At 59.3% G+C, this 16,849-nt stretch carries 12 protein-coding genes, 4 tRNA genes and 2 pseudogenes; 7 read left to right on the top strand and 11 right to left on the bottom strand.

From position 1 onward, the window contains the following. The first annotated feature begins 11 nt into the window (after positions 1-11). Complete coding sequence (locus AC3IX1_RS08660) at positions 12-1,145, top strand: catalase family protein (protein ID WP_489387851.1); 1,134 nt, start codon at positions 12-14, stop codon at positions 1,143-1,145. Here AC3IX1_RS08660 and AC3IX1_RS08655 read toward each other — a convergent pair whose 3' ends face one another. The 6 genes from AC3IX1_RS08655 to AC3IX1_RS08630 form a co-directional block, all read right to left on the bottom strand. Then, a complete protein-coding gene (locus AC3IX1_RS08655; RefSeq protein ID WP_489387850.1) occupies positions 1,146-1,397 on the bottom strand; it encodes a hypothetical protein in 252 nt (83 codons plus the stop codon). A gap of 68 nt (positions 1,398-1,465) precedes the next feature. Then, on the bottom strand, positions 1,466-2,509 hold the full coding sequence (locus AC3IX1_RS08650; protein ID WP_489387849.1) for a hypothetical protein: 1,044 nt from the start codon (positions 2,507-2,509) through the stop codon (positions 1,466-1,468). 213 nt (positions 2,510-2,722) lie between these two features. Then, a tRNA-Asp gene (locus AC3IX1_RS08645) sits at positions 2,723-2,799 on the bottom strand. 15 nt (positions 2,800-2,814) lie between these two features. Further along, positions 2,815-2,890 (bottom strand) — tRNA-Val (locus AC3IX1_RS08640). Positions 2,891-3,091: 201 nt separating this feature from the next. Further along, positions 3,092-3,168, bottom strand: a tRNA-Asp gene (locus AC3IX1_RS08635). 19 nt (positions 3,169-3,187) lie between these two features. Continuing rightward, positions 3,188-3,263 (bottom strand) — tRNA-Val (locus tag AC3IX1_RS08630). A 159-nt stretch (positions 3,264-3,422) separates the two neighbouring features. Here AC3IX1_RS08630 and rdgC point away from each other — a divergent pair. From rdgC to sugE, 3 genes and pseudogenes are all read left to right on the top strand, one after another. Further along, positions 3,423-4,343 carry a recombination-associated protein RdgC gene (rdgC, locus tag AC3IX1_RS08625; RefSeq protein ID WP_007969735.1) on the top strand — a complete coding sequence of 307 codons (921 nt, stop codon included), beginning with the start codon at positions 3,423-3,425 and terminating at the stop codon, positions 4,341-4,343. 148 nt (positions 4,344-4,491) lie between these two features. Then, positions 4,492-5,180: pseudogene (locus tag AC3IX1_RS08620) on the top strand (bile acid:sodium symporter family protein). Positions 5,181-5,298: 118 nt separating this feature from the next. Beyond that, the gene (gene sugE / locus AC3IX1_RS08615; RefSeq protein ID WP_007977599.1) at positions 5,299-5,613 is read left to right on the top strand and encodes a quaternary ammonium compound efflux SMR transporter SugE; all 315 of its coding nucleotides are present in this window, start codon (positions 5,299-5,301) and stop codon (positions 5,611-5,613) included. Between the two features lie 95 nt (positions 5,614-5,708). Here sugE and AC3IX1_RS08610 read toward each other — a convergent pair whose 3' ends face one another. The 3 genes and pseudogenes from AC3IX1_RS08610 to AC3IX1_RS08600 form a co-directional block, all read right to left on the bottom strand. Next, entirely contained in the window at positions 5,709-7,583 is a 1,875-nt protein-coding gene (locus AC3IX1_RS08610) for an MFS transporter (protein WP_489387848.1), read from the bottom strand. A 100-nt stretch (positions 7,584-7,683) separates the two neighbouring features. Beyond that, positions 7,684-8,835: a TDT family transporter gene (locus tag AC3IX1_RS08605; protein WP_489387847.1), complete on the bottom strand. Its 1,152-nt coding sequence runs from the start codon at positions 8,833-8,835 to the stop codon at positions 7,684-7,686. A 105-nt stretch (positions 8,836-8,940) separates the two neighbouring features. Next, a pseudogene (locus AC3IX1_RS08600) lies at positions 8,941-9,048 on the bottom strand (cupin); the annotation flags it as partial. 223 nt (positions 9,049-9,271) lie between these two features. Here AC3IX1_RS08600 and AC3IX1_RS08595 point away from each other — a divergent pair. Further along, complete coding sequence (locus AC3IX1_RS08595; RefSeq protein ID WP_489387846.1) at positions 9,272-12,742, top strand: hybrid sensor histidine kinase/response regulator; 3,471 nt, start codon at positions 9,272-9,274, stop codon at positions 12,740-12,742. Positions 12,743-12,916: 174 nt separating this feature from the next. On the opposite strand, the gene AC3IX1_RS08590 is transcribed toward AC3IX1_RS08595, so the two are convergent. Both AC3IX1_RS08590 and AC3IX1_RS08585 read right to left on the bottom strand, forming a co-directional pair. Continuing rightward, positions 12,917-14,281: a DNA recombination protein RmuC gene (locus AC3IX1_RS08590; RefSeq protein WP_162252406.1), complete on the bottom strand. Its 1,365-nt coding sequence runs from the start codon at positions 14,279-14,281 to the stop codon at positions 12,917-12,919. Between the two features lie 175 nt (positions 14,282-14,456). Further along, positions 14,457-14,780 (bottom strand): SEL1-like repeat protein, encoded by a 324-nt coding sequence (locus tag AC3IX1_RS08585; RefSeq protein WP_079246787.1) that lies wholly within the window; start codon positions 14,778-14,780, stop codon positions 14,457-14,459. A 1,007-nt stretch (positions 14,781-15,787) separates the two neighbouring features. On the opposite strand from AC3IX1_RS08585, the gene AC3IX1_RS08580 reads away from it, so the two are divergent. Next, the gene (locus AC3IX1_RS08580; RefSeq protein WP_007898912.1) at positions 15,788-16,012 is read left to right on the top strand and encodes a hypothetical protein; all 225 of its coding nucleotides are present in this window, start codon (positions 15,788-15,790) and stop codon (positions 16,010-16,012) included. 276 nt (positions 16,013-16,288) lie between these two features. After that, positions 16,289-16,771, top strand: coding sequence for a hypothetical protein (locus AC3IX1_RS08575; RefSeq protein ID WP_046037615.1), 483 nt, complete (start codon positions 16,289-16,291; stop codon positions 16,769-16,771). Positions 16,772-16,849: the final 78 nt, after the last annotated feature.

Genomic DNA, 16,849 nt, shown 5'->3' with positions numbered 1-16,849 from the left:
AGGACTTTCCCATGCTGATAACACTCTGGCTGCGCCTGGGCGCCTTCCTCGCCAGGCTGTTGCTGTGGCTACTGGGTCTCGGCGTGCTGGGCTGGGCCCTGGCCAGCGCCTGGTTTGCCTGGCAGCATCGCGGGCCGGTCTCGGCGCAGGAGTTGATTGCGGACGACGAAGCCGCGATGACCCGGGACATCATCCAGACCGCCGTGCGCATCGTCGATCAGCACCGCGAAAGCACCCGCTACCTGCGCGACGCCCATGCCAAGGCCCACGGCTGTGTGAAGGCCGAGGTTCAGGTGCTGCCGGAACTGCCAGGCGAGTTGCGCCAGGGCGTGTTCAGCGAGCCGGGCAAAACCTGGCAAGCGACAATGCGCCTGTCCAACGGCAATGCCTACCCGCAGTTCGACAGCATCCGCGACGCACGGGGCATGGCGATCAAACTGTTCGATGTGCCGGGCAAGCAACTGTTGAGCGACCGGCAGGGGCGAGGCGAACAGGACTTTGTGATGTTCAGCCACCCGAACTTCTTTGTCAGTAATGTCGCCGAATACCGTCAGAACGTCGCCGCCCAGGCCGACGGTAAAAAGATGATGGCCTTCTTCCCCGGCCGGGATCCACGCGCCTGGCAGGTTCGCCACCTGTTCATTGCCCTGGCGACACTGGCCCCTGCCCCGTCGAGCCCGACCCAGACGACGTACTTTTCGGTTTCACCCTACAAATTCGGTGAAGCCAATGCGAAGTTCCGGGTGATGCCCGATCCGGATAACTGCCCGCCCTACAACCTGCCGGAACAGAATCGCAAGCTGCCGAACTTTCTGCGCAATGCGTTGAACCAACAGCTGTCGACCGACCGGGTGCCTGCGTGTTTCGCCTTGCAGATCCAGCGACAGGACGCCAACAAGTACATGCCGATAGAAGACACCAGCATTGAGTGGCGCGAGAGCGATGCGCCCTTCGAGACGGTGGCGCGGATCAAGGTGCCGGCGCAGGACTTCGACACACCGGCGCTGAACCTGCAATGCGACAACCAGTCGTTCAATCCCTGGTTCGGCGTCGAGGCGCACCGTCCGATTGGCGGGATCAATCGCCTGCGCAAGGCCGTGTATGAAGCCGTCAGCGACTACCGACACAGGCGTAACGACGAATAATCATTCCGGCACCTCAGGTTCAACGTCGACAACCGAAGCATGGGCACCTACCCTGCCGACAGTCGACCACGACGCGCTTGGAAAAAGGACAATCAGCTCCCCGGCAGCCGCTACTTTATCGATGAATGTCTGCATGCTCATGCCCCCTGAGATGACCTGCTGCTCAATGCTTTGCTGGCTGTCGTTTTCAGGCGCAAGAAGCCGTTGTAGCGCTGTCATTTTCGCGTTATCCGGATGGGCGAAACGCAACACCGCCCCATCGGGCGTACACAGAAACAAACGATGAAGAGGTGCAATCGAAATGCGACCCAGGCCGACCTTCAAGTCTGCGGGGGAGAAGAAGTTTTATAGCGTTCAACGTCCGTGGAGGGCAGTTTGCTTGCAGGAGCTGGTTTGGTTGAGTGGAAAGAACCGTGGACTCGAAGCTCTGCCGGAATCAGGGGGTTACCATGCACATCCTTGGGAAAGAGCACCGCCCGGTTGAAAGTGGCGTAATCACTAACAACAGGGTCAGTGACGACAAATATTTTCTGCGTTCGATGCTTGAGTACAAGGCCGACATGCTCTGGCGAAAGTTTGCCCATCCGGTTATTAAGATATTGAGCAATCTCTTTGCCATCCTTGCAGATCGGCCCACAGATCGGCATCAGCTCAATCGGCGGACTGTCCACCAATATATCGTCTCTCCAACTGGCGTTGAGCTTCCCCCTGCGCCTCCAGAGACTTCCGTGTATCACCGTGGTCACCTCGCCAGCCGCCATTGCCAGCAAAATTAGAATGCTGCTTGGCACTGCACCCCTCTCATACAGGCTCTCGAACAAATTGAGTTTACCATCCGGCTTTCTCGCTAACTTTGATGACAACTCCCGTTCAAACGCTGAGTCGGTGGAGGTATAGGAGATGAGGCAGCCATCACTTCCCGACAGATAACACTTGGAGAACTTTCGACGACGGGTCATCACTCCGAACATGTCAGACACCCTGAAGAAGAGCTTCCGCTGGGTCCACTCCACATCACTTTCCTGTGGACCTCGCCGTCCTTGCACATGCGAAATGAACCGCGCTTCGATCGTGTATCCGGCAGGTATTTCTAATTCGCCGCTCAAGTTCACAGATACGACTAGCGGCAGCATCGGATCGTATTCTTCCTCAACTTTTTCTGCGGCAGGTTTTTCAGCGGCATAAAAGTAGTGCCCGTACTCGTTCTGGAGGATAAATCCAGCGAATTCGGTACCTCGTCGCTCTTTCAATGACTCATGCAAATAGGCAGCGGCATCATCGCAAGTGATGAAAGCCCGGTTTGATTCATTGCCCGAATCAAACGTGGATGATGAAACAACTGGGTCATGCGCAGTGAAATTCATTGCTTCAGTCTCGGCTAGTAAAAAATTTGCTCCATGACGGAGTTGGTCATGAAGAACATTGCCAGTGTCCGAAAGCTGAGTACCTGTCAGGTGGTACATATGTATATGCACGGTACGGGAGGGGGGAAATTGCCAAACGCCAGACAGCAAAAAGCCCGCACAAGGCGGGCTTTCTGTGGTGACCTGGCGTTCAGTGTTCCAGGTTACCGAATATGGCGCAGCGGACGGGACTCGAACCCGCGACCCCCGGCGTGACAGGCCGGTATTCTAACCGACTGAACTACCGCTGCGCGTAGCGTTGAAAGTGGTGGGTGATGACGGGATCGAACCGCCGACATTCTGCTTGTAAGGCAGACGCTCTCCCAGCTGAGCTAATCACCCTTTACCTTCGTTGCGGGGCACATTATGCCACAGGTTTTTATAAATTGTTGATTTATTTGAAGTTTTTTTTCAAAAAAATCTAAAAACCGGTGAAACGATGCAAACCCACAGGAACAACAGTGAAACTTTAGGCAGAAAAAAGCCCGCCTAAGCGGGCTTTTCCGTGGTGACCTGGCGTTCAGTGTTCCAGGTTACCGAATATGGCGCAGCGGACGGGACTCGAACCCGCGACCCCCGGCGTGACAGGCCGGTATTCTAACCGACTGAACTACCGCTGCGCGTAACACTGAAAACGAATGGTGGGTGATGACGGGATCGAACCGCCGACATTCTGCTTGTAAGGCAGACGCTCTCCCAGCTGAGCTAATCACCCTTCGCTTCGGTGTGGCGCGCATTCTACGGAGCGACCCAACCTCTGGCAAGCACTTTTTAAAATAATTTTCCGAGCCCTTCCAAAGGCTTAGAGAAAGGTTGGCCTATGGCACGGCGAAGACAATAATGCCCCCCTTTGTATAAAGGAGAGACTCACCCCATGTGGTTCAAAAACCTGCTTATCTATCGCCTGACCCAAGATCTGCCTGTTGATGCCGAGGCGTTGGAAACTGCACTGGCCACCAAACTGGCGCGCCCATGTGCAAGCCAGGAGTTGACCACCTACGGTTTCGTCGCGCCGTTCGGCAAAGGCGAAGATGCGCCACTGGTACACGTCAGCGGTGACTTCCTGCTGGTGTCCGCGCGCAAGGAAGAACGTATTTTGCCAGGCAGCGTTGTGCGTGACGCAGTCAAGGAAAAGGTCGAAGAGATCGAAGCCGAGCAAATGCGCAAGGTCTATAAGAAGGAACGCGATCAGATCAAGGATGAAATCATCCAGGCCTTCCTGCCCCGCGCCTTTATCCGCCGCTCGTCGACCTTCGCCGCCATCGCGCCGAAACAGGGCCTGATCCTGGTCAACTCGGCCAGCCCGAAACGCGCCGAAGACTTGCTGTCCACCCTGCGTGAAGTGATCGGCACCCTGCCGGTGCGCCCGCTGACCGTGAAGATGTCCCCGACCGCGACCATGACCGAGTGGGTCACCACCCAGAAAGCCGCGGACGATTTCTTTGTGCTGGACGAATGCGAACTGCGCGACACCCACGAAGACGGCGGCATCGTGCGTTGCAAGCGCCAGGACCTGACCAGCGAAGAAATCCAGCTGCACCTGAGCACCGGCAAAGTGGTCACTCAACTGTCCCTGGCCTGGCAGGACAAACTGTCGTTCGTCCTCGACGACAAAATGGTGGTCAAGCGCCTGAAGTTCGAAGACCTGCTGCAAGACCAGGCGGAACAGGACGGCGGCGACGAAGCCCTGGGCCAACTGGACGCCAGCTTCACCCTGATGATGCTGACCTTCGGCGACTTCCTGCCGGCGCTGGTTGAAGCGCTGGGTGGTGAAGAGACTCCGCAGGGGATCTAAAAGCTTGTGATCACTACTGTGGGAGCGAGCCTGCTCGCGAAGACGGTTTCACATTCAACATAGATGTTGATGGAACGACCGTTTTCGCGAGCAGGCTCGCTCCCACATTTGGTTTTGTGGTGCCACTGAATAAAAAAAGGATCAGGCCATGCGCGCACTGGCTGCATTGAGTCGTTTTGTCGGCAACACCTTCGCCTACTGGGTACTGATTTTCGCTGTCGTGGCGTTTCTGCAGCCAGCATGGTTCCTCGGCCTCAAAGGCGCCATCGTGCCCCTGCTGGGGCTGGTGATGTTCGGCATGGGCCTGACCCTCAAACTCGAAGACTTCGCCGAAGTCGCTCGCCACCCATGGCGCGTGGCCCTGGGCGTGGTTGCCCATTTCGTGATCATGCCCGGCGTGGCGTGGTTGCCCAGCGGGTGCTCGGCGACAAGGTTCGCCACGCCGTGGACGTATTGCCGCTGGTGTCGGTGGTCAGCATCGTGATCATCGTCACCGCTGTGGTGGCCGCCAGCCAGGCGAAGATCGCAGAGTCCGGTCTGTTGATCATGGCCGTGGTCATGCTGCACAACAGCTTCGGCTACCTGCTGGGTTACTTCACCGGGCGCCTGTTCAAGCTGCCTCTGGCCCAGCGCAAGTCTCTGGTCCTGGAAGTCGGCATGCAGAACTCCGGGTTGGGCGCAGCCCTGGCCAGCGCGCACTTCTCGCCACTGGCGGCGGTGCCCAGCGCCTTGTTCAGCGTCTGGCACAACATTTCCGGGGCTTTGCTCTCGACGTATTTCCGTCGTATGAGCGAGAAACAGGATCGGGAAATGGCGGCGCAACAGATCAGTGATTGACTCGAAAACTTGATCACCCGGTCAATGTTGGGCACCATATTGCGCATCGCGAGGACGACCTCGCGGCTCGATCGAGTCATTAATCAGGGGACGACCCCGTCAGACGATGGAGGTCTTCATGTCCTGGATCATTCTGTTTTTCGCCGGCCTGTTCGAAGTGGGCTGGGCCGTCGGCCTCAAGTACACCGACGGTTTCACCCGTCCGCTCCCCACTGTTTTGACCGTTGCGGCCATGGCTATCAGCCTTGGCTTGCTCGGCCTTGCAATGAAGGAATTGCCGCTGGGTACGGCCTATGCGATCTGGACCGGTGTCGGCGCCGTGGGTACGGTGATTGCCGGGATCATTCTGTTCGGCGAATCCATGGCGCTGGTGCGGTTGGCGAGTGTGGCGTTGATCATTTCCGGGTTGGTTGGGCTCAAGGTCAGCGCTTAGGCCACCACCGCCATCGCGAGCAGGCTCGCTCCCACATGGATCGCATTCCAAAGTGGGAGCGAGCCTGCTCGCGAAGCGGCCCGCACACTCAACTGTTATCTGACTGCCCCGCGCAACTCCCCCACCAACTGCTGCAACCTGGCAGGCTCCGCCACCTCGACCGCCACCACCGGCCCTGCCACCAATGTCACCCGCGACCACAGGCGATGAAACAGCCCCTTGCCCGGATCGCGGCTGAAGAAACTCCCCCACAACCCCTGCAAGGCCAGCGGAATCACCGGCACCGGCGTCTCCTCGAGAATCCGCGTCACCCCGCCCTTGAACTCATTGATCTCGCCATCGGCGGTCAATTTACCCTCGGGGAAGATGCACACCAGCTCACCGTCCTTCAGATACCGGGCAATGCGCGTGAAGGCTTGTTCATATATCTGGATGTCTTCCTGGCGCCCGGCAATCGGAATCGTCCCCGCGGTACGGAAGATGAAGTTCAGCACCGGCAGGTTGTAGATCTTGTAATACATCACAAAGCGAATCGGCCGACGCACCGCTCCGCCAATCAGCAAAGCGTCGACGAACGATACGTGGTTGCACACCAGCAACGCCGCGCCCTCATCCGGGATCAGATCCAGATTGCGATGCTCGACGCGGTACATGGAATGGCTGAGCAGCCAGATCATGAAACGCATGGTGAACTCGGGGACGATCTTGAAGATGTAGGCATTGACGCCGATGTTCAGCAGCGACACCACCAGGAACAGCTGCGGGATCGACAGCTCGGCCACGCTCAGCAGGACAATCGAGACAATCGCCGACACCACCATGAACAACGCATTGAGGATGTTGTTGGCGGCAATCACCCGCGCCCGTTCGTTCTCCGCGGTACGTGACTGGATCAGCGCGTACAGCGGCACGATGTAGAAACCGCCGAAGACGCCCAGGCCGAGGATGTCCAGCAATACCAGCCAGGCGTGGCCAAAACCGAGGATTTCGATCCAGCCATGGCCGGTGGCGCTGTCCGCAATTGAGCCGGAATGCCACCACAGCAGCAGACCGAAAACGGTCAGGCCGAACGAACCGAATGGCACCAGGCCGATTTCGACTTTGCGCCCGGAGAGCTTTTCGCAGAGCATCGAACCCACGGCGATCCCCACCGAGAACACCGTCAGAATCAGTGTCACCACGGTTTCGTCGCCGTGCATCCACTCCTTGGCATAGGCCGGGATCTGCGTCAGGTAAATCGCCCCGACAAACCAGAACCACGAGTTGCCGACAATCGAGCGTGACACCGCCGGCGTTTGCCCCAGGCCCAGCTTCAACGTGGCCCAGGACTGGCTGAAAATGTTCCAGTTCAGGCGCATTTGCGGCGTGGCGGCCGCCGCCCGGGGAATGCTGCGACTGGCCAGGTAGCCGAGCACGGCAGTGCCGATGATCGCCACGGACACCACCGGCGCGTAATGCGCCGAAGACATCATGATCCCGGCGCCAATGGTGCCAGCGAGGATCGCCAGGAAGGTGCCCATTTCCACCAGGCCGTTGCCGCCTACCAGCTCATCCTCACGCAGGGCCTGCGGCAGGATTGAGTATTTCACCGGCCCGAACAGCGCCGAGTGGGTGCCCATGGCGAACAGCGCCACCAGCATCAACGACAGGTGATCGAACAGGAAGCCGACGGCGCCGACCGCCATGATGGCGATTTCCCCAAGCTTGATCAGGCGGATCAACGCGTCCTTGGCGAACTTTTCACCGAACTGCCCGGCCAGGGCCGAGAACAGGAAAAACGGCAGGATGAACAGCAGCGCACACAGGTTGACCCAGATCGAGCGGTCACCTTCGATTGTCAGCTTGTACAAAATGGCCAGGATCAACGACTGCTTGAACACGTTGTCGTTGAACGCCCCGAGGGACTGGGTGATGAAGAACGGCAGGAAACGCCGGGTGCGCAGCAAGGTGAACTGTGAGGGGTGACTCATCTTCCATGTGTCCCTGATGATTTGGGTAGAGAGTGGCCTGGATACTGGTATTGGAGTATCAAACATCAATCCAGGCCACACATTACCTAATCTTTGCCGGTTATTTCTTCAATCCGGCAATGCACGGCGAGACAAACAGCTCGCCGCGCCAGGCGCCCAGCACCGTGCGCTTGCCGACAATCAGCCACATCACTGCCAGCAACGCCACCAGCACACAGCCAAACACACTGAAAAACGTCAGGTTCAAGGTACTGGCCAGCTTCAACGTCGCCAGAGAATAGACGCCCAACGGGAAAGTGAAGCCCCACCAGCCGAGATTGAAGGGAATGCCGGCACGCAGGTAGCGCACAGTGATCAGCAGCGCCATCAGCATCCACCACAGGCCGAAGCCCCACAGGGTGATGCCGGCCACCAGACCCAATCCAGCGGCAATCTCACCGACTCCCGGCATACCGTTGGCCGCGAAAATCAGCGGTGCGTCGCCGCCCAGTACCAGCATGCCCAGCGCACCGGTGCCGATCGGGCCAAGGGCCAGCCAGCTCGAGGCGGCCATGTTTTCGTGGGGCAGTTTATGCAGGGCCATGCGCAGCAACAGAATGGTCAGGATACTGAAGGCCACCGGCAGGGAAAACGCCCAGAGCACATAGCTGGTCACCAGCACCACCAGTTGCGCATGAGCGTCGGCCAAGTGCGGCGCCAACAGGCCCCCGCTGACGGCCGCGACTTCTGCCGCGACCACCGGCAACAGCCAGACCGCTGTCATCTGGTCGATGCTGTGCTCCTGACGGGTGAACATCATGTAGGGAATCAGCACGCCGCAGGCCAGCGACATGGCCACATCCAGCCACCACAGCACCTCGGCGACATGAATCACCCCTTCGCCCCAGCGCGGCAGGCCAAACACCAAAAAACCATTGATGATGGTCGCCAGGCCCATCGGGATGGTGCCGAAAAACATCGAAACCGTGGAGTGACCGAAAATCCGCCGCGCCTCGTCGAAAAACAGCACCCAACGCGCCGTGTATAGCGCCGTAAACAACAGGAACAGAGCGATATTGAACAGCCAGAGGGTTTCGGCAAAGGCGTGCAAGGCAGGCATGGCGACCGGCAATTGCGCCAGTGCCAACGCCAGCACCCCGGTGCCCATGGTGGCCGCGAACCAGTTGGGGGTGAACTGGCGGATGACCTCGCGGGGATGCTGCAAGTGACTGAACGGTTTGATGCCGGGCTTGATGCTATTGGCGCATGTCATGGCGAACTCCTGTCCTCTCGTGAGGTAGAGCCCATGTTAGATCCGAATCGAATATCTATATAACGGGTAATATCTCTATATCTTATCTATTACACAGATATAGATTCAAACACTGCCTTCCGATTCAATCACCAGAATCCGCGCCGAGCCCAGTGGGTGGGCCACATGCTCAGCGCCAACCGAGGCATGGAAAATGTCCCCGACGTTCAGCAATGCCTCCCATCCTTCGAGTGCAATGAAAGGGTGCCAAGGTAACCTGGATTCACAGGCTAGCCGTACAAGCGCTGGTGGAAGGCGATGAGGCCAGTCCAGACAGTGCAAATTCCTCTGCGACACCCCGCCACGCCACGACCTTGGTCGACACTGACTAACGCTGGCGGTCGTGCGAGACTGTCTGTCCGGGCGGGAGGCCCGGGAGTCTTTGTCTGGAGTCCCCATGTCGCTGTCCACCGGGCTGATTGCCACCGTCGCCCTGGCCTATATGGCCATCCTGTTCGCCATCGCCTTCTATGGCGACCGTCGCAGCGCGCCCTTGCCGCCGCGTGTGCGGGCGTGGGTGTACAGCCTGTCGCTGGCGGTCTATTGCACCAGCTGGACCTTTTTCGGTGCCGTGGGCCAGGCCGCCGAACAGCTCTGGTCGTTCCTGCCGATCTACCTCGGGCCGATTCTGTTGCTGATCGGGGCGCCGTGGGTCCTGCAAAAAATGGTGATGATCAGCAAACAGGAGAACATCACCTCGATCGCCGACTTTATCGCTGCGCGCTACGGTAAATCCCAGTCATTGGCGGTGGTGGTGGCGCTGATTTGCCTGGTCGGTGTGCTGCCCTACATTGCGCTGCAGCTCAAAGGCATCGTGCTCGGCGTGAACCTGCTGATCGGCGCCGGCGCCGACGCCACGGGCACCCGCGCCCAGGACACCGCGCTGATCGTGTCGCTGGTACTGGCGCTGTTCACCATCGTCTTCGGTACCCGCAACCTAGACGCCACGGAGCACCACCGCGGCATGGTGCTGGCCATCGCCTTCGAATCATTGGTGAAGCTGTTCGCGTTTCTCGCCGTCGGCGCCTTCGTGACCTACGGCCTGTACGACGGTTTCGACGACCTGTTCGACCAGGCGATGCTTGCGCCACGACTCGAACAGTACTGGAAGGAAACCATCAACTGGCCGTCGATGGTGGTGCAGACCGGTGTGGCGATGATGGCAATCATTTGCCTGCCACGGCAGTTCCACGTGACCGTTGTCGAGAACATCGACCCTCAGGACCTGCGCTTGGCCAAATGGGTATTTCCGGCCTACCTCGCCCTCGCCGCCTTGTTTGTCGTGCCGATCGCCCTGGCCGGCCAGATGATGCTGCCCAGTTCGGTGTTGCCGGACTCGTTCGTCATCAGCCTGCCCCTGGCCCAGGCGCATCCGGCGTTGGCCCTGCTGGCGTTTATCGGTGGCGCATCGGCAGCCACCGGCATGGTGATCGTGGCCAGCGTGGCACTGTCGACCATGGTGTCCAACGACATGCTGTTGCCCTGGCTGCTGCGGCGCAACAACGCCGAGCGCCCGTTCGAAGTGTTCCGCCAATGGATGTTGTCGGTGCGCCGCGTCAGCATCGTGGTCATTCTGCTGCTGGCCTACGTCAGTTATCGCCTGCTGGGCTCGACCGCCAGCCTGGCGACCATCGGCCAGATCGCCTTCGCCGCCGTGACCCAGTTGGCCCCCGCCATGCTCGGTGCGCTGTACTGGAAACAGGCCAACCGCCGCGGCGTTTTCGCCGGCCTCGCCGCAGGCACCTTCCTGTGGTTCTACACCTTGATCCTGCCGATTGCCGCCCTCAGCCTCGGATTGTCCTTGAGCACCTTCCCTGGGCTGGCCTGGCTGCACAGCAATCCACTGAACCTGCCGATCACCCCGCTGACCCAAGGCGTGGTGCTGTCGCTGGCAGGCAACTTCACGCTGTTCGCCTGGGTCTCGGTGCTGTCGCGCACCCGGGTTTCCGAGCACTGGCAGGCGGGCCGCTTCATCGGCCAGGAAATCAGTGCCCGCCCCAGCGCACGCTCGATGCTTTCAGTGCAGATCGACGACCTGCTGCAACTGGCGGCGCGCTTCGTCGGCGAAGAACGCGCCCGTCAAAGCTTCATCCGTTTTGCCTATCGCCAGGGCAAGGGCTTCAACCCGAACCAGAACGCCGACAGTGAATGGATCGCCCATACCGAACGCCTGCTGGCCGGTGTGCTGGGGGCCTCTTCGACCCGTGCGGTGGTAAAAGCCGCCATTGAAGGCCGGGAGATGCAACTGGAGGACGTCGTGCGCATCGCCGACGAAGCCTCGGAAGTGCTGCAGTTCAACCGTGCCTTGCTGCAAGGCGCCATCGAGAACATCACCCAGGGCATCAGCGTGGTCGACCAGTCGCTGAAGCTGGTGGCCTGGAACCGTCGCTATCTGGATTTGTTCAACTACCCGGATGGCCTGATCAGAGTCGGCCGGCCCATCGCCGACATCATTCGCCACAATGCCGAGCGCGGCCTGTGCGGCCCCGGCGAAGCCGAAGTGCACGTCGCGCGTCGCCTGCACTGGATGCGTCAGGGCCGCGCGCACACCTCCGAGCGTCTGTTCCCAAACGGCCGGGTGATCGAGTTGATCGGCAACCCGATGCCGGGCGGCGGCTTCGTCATGAGTTTCACCGACATCACCGCGTTCCGCGAAGCCGAACAGGCGCTGACCGAAGCCAACGAAGGGCTGGAGCGACGGGTCACCGAACGGACCCACGAACTGTCGCAGCTCAACGTTGCCCTGACCGAAGCCAAGGGCACCGCCGAGGCCGCCAACCAGTCCAAGACCCGCTTCCTCGCGGCCGTCAGCCATGACTTGATGCAACCGTTGAATGCGGCGCGGCTGTTCTCCGCCGCCCTCTCCCATCAGGACGATGGGGTGTCCGGCGAAGCGCAGAAACTGGTCGAACACCTGGACAGCTCGCTGCGCTCGGCCGAGGACTTGATCAGCGACCTGCTGGACATTTCCCGCCTGGAAAACGGCAAGATCAACCCCAATCGCCAGCCATTCGCCCTCAACGAACTGTTCGACACCCTCGGTACAGAGTTCAAGGTGCTGGCGCGAGAACAAAAACTGGAGTTCCGGGTTCGTGCAAGCACGTTGCGGGTCGACAGCGACATCAAACTGCTGCGGCGGATCTTGCAGAACTTCCTGACCAATGCTTTCCGCTACGGCAAAGGGCCGGTGCTACTAGGGGTTCGCCGACACAAGGATCAACTGTGCCTGGAAGTCTGGGACCGTGGGCCAGGCATTCCGGAAGATAAACTGCAGGTGATTTTCGAAGAGTTCAAGCGCCTCGACAGCCACCAGACACGGGCCGAAAAAGGCCTCGGCCTGGGGCTGGCGATTGCCGACGGGCTATGTCGCGTGCTCGGTCATACCTTGCGCGTACGCTCTTGGCCGGGACGCGGTAGCGTGTTCAGCGTCAGCGTGCCGCTGGACCGCGCGCAAACCGCAGCGCCGGTCAAGGTCGCCGAACTCAATGGCAAATTGCTCAATGGCGCGCAGGTGCTGTGTATCGACAATGAAGACAGCATCCTGATCGGCATGAACAGCCTGCTCAGCCGCTGGGGTTGCCAGGTCTGGACCGCGCGCAATCGCGAGGAATGCGCCGCGTTGCTTGGCGAAGGCATGCGCCCGCAATTGGCGCTGGTGGATTACCACCTCGATCATGGCGAAACCGGAACCGATTTGATGGCCTGGTTGCGCACGCAAATGGGCGAACCGGTTCCGGGGGTGGTGATCAGCGCCGATGGCCGGCCGGAGACGGTCGACCTGGTGCATGCCGCGGGGCTGGATTACCTGGCCAAACCTGTGAAACCGGCGGCGTTGCGGGCGTTGTTGAGCCGGTATTTGCCGTTGTAACGAGGTTCAACGCAGCCTCCTGTGGCGAGGGGGCTTGCCCCCGTCCGGCTGCGTAGCGGCCCCAATACAATTCAATGAGCCTCTTCAGGTAAAACACGTTGCCCGACTGACGACTGCTGCGCAGTCGAACGGGGGCAAGCCCCCTCGCCACAGTAATCAGCAGTCGACCGGGGTTTATTCCGGCAACTCGACCAACCCGTCCACATCGGTCATCGCCCGCTCCAGCAAGTCCGCCGGCAGGCTCTTGCTCGCCCGCGCCCCCAGCAGCTTGAGTTGTTCACTGCGGCTGACCAGGTTGCCACGCCCCTCTGTCAGCTTGTTGCGTGCCGAACTGTAGGCCTTGTCCAGTTGCTGCAAACGATTGCCGACCTCGTCCAGATCTTGAATGAACAGCACGAACTTGTCGTACAGCCACCCGGCCCGTTCGGCGATTTCCCGGGCATTCTGGCTCTGGCGCTCCTGCTTCCACAGGCTGTCGATGACACGCAGGGTCGCCAGCAAGGTGGTGGGGCTGACGATCACGATGTTGCGGTCGAATGCCTCCTGAAACAGCGTCGGCTCAGCCTGCAACGCGGCAGAAAACGCCGCCTCGATCGGTACGAAGAGCAACACGAAATCCAGGCTGTGCAAGCCATCGAGGCGCTTGTAATCCTTGCCGGCCAGGCCTTTGACGTGATTGCGCAACGAAAGTACGTGCTGCTTGATGGCGATCTGGCCGATGGCCTCGTCCTCAGCCGCGACGTATTGCTGGTAAGCCGTCAGGCTGACCTTGGAGTCGACCACCACCTGCTTGTCGCCCGGCAGGTAAATGATCACGTCCGGCTGGAAGCGCTCGCCGTCCGGCCCCTTGAGATTGACCTGGGTCTGGTACTCGCGGCCCTTCTCCAGCCCTGCATGTTCGAGTACGCGCTCAAGAATCAGTTCGCCCCAATTGCCTTGGGTCTTCTGCCCTTTCAAGGCGCGGGTCAGGTTGGTGGCTTCATCGCTCAGGCGCAAATTCAGTTGTTGCAGACGCTCCAGCTCCTTGGCCAGGGAGAAACGCTCACGGGCCTCGTTCTGATAGCTTTCTTCGACACGTTTTTCGAAGGACTGGATGCGTTCCTTGAGTGGATCGAGCAACTGCCCCAGGCGTTGCTGGCTGGTTTCGGCAAAACGCTGCTCGCGCTCATCGAAAATTTTCCCCGCCAGCTCGGCGAACTGCGCGCGCAACTCGTCCCGCGAACCTTGCAGGTCGTTGAGGCGTTGCTGATGGCTGTCCTGTTGTTCGCGCAATTCGGCGTTAAGCGAAGCGGCCTGGGCATCCAGGCGGCGCAATTCGGCTTCTTTGCCGGCGCGTTCGATGTTCCACGCATGGGCGGCGTCCCGGGCGTCGTCGCGCTCGATCTGCAACAGTTCGACTTCACGACGCAGCGCAGCCAGGTCAGCCTGTTTGGCGGCGTTGGCCTGGGTCAGGTCAGCCGCTTCATCGCGGCTGGATTCGAGCTGGGCATTCAATCCGTCCTGCGCCAGTTGCGCCATGGCCAGGCGTTCTTGCAGCAGCGCGACATCGGCTTGCGTGGTGCTGGCCCGACGCTGAAGTTGCCAGGCCAATACCAGCAACGGCAACGCTGCCCCTGCCAGACCCAGCAATATGCTGGTCAAGTCCATTGCCATAGCCACTCCTGCGATTCGGATAAAGCCTGAAGGTTAACCAAGGCGTCCGGTCTTGGACAGCTCAGTCTTCGATCAGCCCCAGTTCCTGTTGAGCGCGGTGATCGCCTGCCCGAGCGGCCTGACGCAACAGGTCCTGACCGATCCGGCGGTCCCGGGCATTCCCGCATTCGCGGCACATCAACTGGCCAAGGCGGCTTTGCGCAGCCACCACGCCTTCACGGGCCGGTTGCTTGAGCAATCGCCCGGCGATGTGTTTGACGTTGCGGTTTTCACCCAGATGCGGACTGTCCAACAGCCACTCTGCCACGCGCATGGAAAAGCGCTTGGTAGGGGCAACGGAGGGCGGTGTGGAGGAAGAGGAAACAGGGGCTGAGCGAAACTTCATAAAGCACTGTGGGGCAGATCGGAAGGCGCGCAACTTTACTCTCTTTTTCTTACAGGTAAAGCTGAAAATATCCCGGCACGCCCGTCCTAGAGCAAGCGCTCGGGACAATCCACAGAAGCTGTGGATAACTCAGTGGACAACCGCCCCTGAACCCGCGCAAAGCCCTGTGGAATGGGGCTCGCAGTCAAACTGACGATTTTTTCACCAGTAAAAAAAAGCGATGTTTTTCATTGACTTAAATTTTGGTTACAGGCAGCCATGGCGCTTGAACATCAGATGACAGCGGGGTGACAGAGTGCGCAACTAATGTGCACAAGTGCCTTTGCGACGGTTATATCGATGCACTTTTTCGGCGCGTTTTTTGGTCATGCCTGGGGATAAGCCTTGGCAAACCCGGTGTTTGGACGGTTGCGTTGCTAAAAACCTCGATGACCAATGGTCGGATTCTGTTCTGCTACAGGGCGTATCAATCGGAGACAGCGCAGTTTCATACGCTTGGCTACAAGGCAAAACAGTCCGATCGAGCTCCTGCCAGGAAATTCTTTTTGCTAACACACTTCCATTGTCCAGTTCAATCCGTTAGTATCCGCGGCGTTAGTACCAAGCTGAAAGTCAATTCTGGTCGAACAAATCCCCCCGGTCAGCCTTCCCAAAGGAAGCCTCCACCGAACAAGCGGGATCGACCACCTCGATGGTTTCCAGGTAAATCTTGCGCCAACACAACCTTTGAATCGACAGCAAAGGGTGTTGCTCCGCCTGCCTACTCTGCTCGAACCAACCTGCAAATTGATCAGGATCTTCACCCCGGGCCCAGAACCTTTGCCCTTGATGTGTTGCCTGCCCTCCTAAGTACCTACCTGCCAGCCCAAGCGCGCCAACTTATCAGCGCTTCAAACTGGCTGCTTTGTTCCAGTCGGGTTCTTCGTTCGATCAATGGTGATCGACGTTACTGGAACGTTTTAACGTTGCACGGTTCTTATCCGTGTCATTTGTAGGAACACCCAATAATGTCTACTCAAATCCACACTCAGGATGCCATTCGCACCCTAACCAACGCTTTTGCACCAATGAACTGCCTGATCATGGCCGCTCGCAAAGGCTGCTTCAGCTTCACCCTGGTCAACGAACACGGTATCGCTCGTCACAGCGAACGCCTGTACCCCGATCAATACTCCAGCGCCGAGCCGCTGCAGGCCGTGATCGAGCGTACCCGTCAGGCACTGGTTGCCTGAAACGCCAGAACGGCTGAAAAACCCAAAAGCCCTGCCCGAAAAGCAGGGCTTTTTATTGCCCGATATTTCCCTCATCTCGAATCACGACTAAGCACGATCCGATATAAGGGTTATAACGGGTCGCTGGAAATATTTTAAAAACAGGCCTTTACAGCGCGAATATGACACTACACTTCAACTCAAGCGGCTTGACCCGCTTGCGGCGAGCCTGAGCCGATTCACTGCTGCCAAGCCCCCCTTCAGGTATCGCCGTCCAATTCAGGTTTCGAGGGTTTTATGGGTATCGCTGCCAGCGAACTGTGCCGTTATGTGATTCGTCCGACATTGATCTACCTCGGACGCCATAGCGCTACTGCCGAATCCCTGCTGCTGGGCATTGCCGCCAGCCAGTCCGCCCTTGGTTCCGCCCTGCATGACCGCCGTGGGCACGGCCTGTACCGCATCGCCGAACCCCGCCACCAGGCCCTTTGGGACCACTACCTGGCCCTTGATCCCGACCGTGCAAGCCTGGTCCGCGGCCTGGCCAGCCAGCATGCGTTTCTCAGTGGCCCGCACCTCGAATTGACTGTCAACCTGCGTTACGCCACCGCCATCGCCTGGCTGCTGGTGGAAGAACAGAATACCCCCCTCCCCGCCCCTGATGATTTGTTGGGTATGGCCAGAATCTGGCGCCAGACATTTCAGCCCCAGGGACGTCTGCGTGATTTCACTTGCGCCTGGCAGACCTGTGTTTCACCGCTGAATCAGGTAGCCTGCTGACACCTCTGGATCCAAACATCGCGCAACACGCTGCGAATCTGGTCGGATTGTCCTACAAAACCGCTCTAAATCAAGGCA

The sequence above is a fragment of the Pseudomonas sp. KH_046_2 genome (genome assembly GCF_057838985.1).
This window is presented reverse-complemented; position numbering and strand designations above follow the sequence as displayed.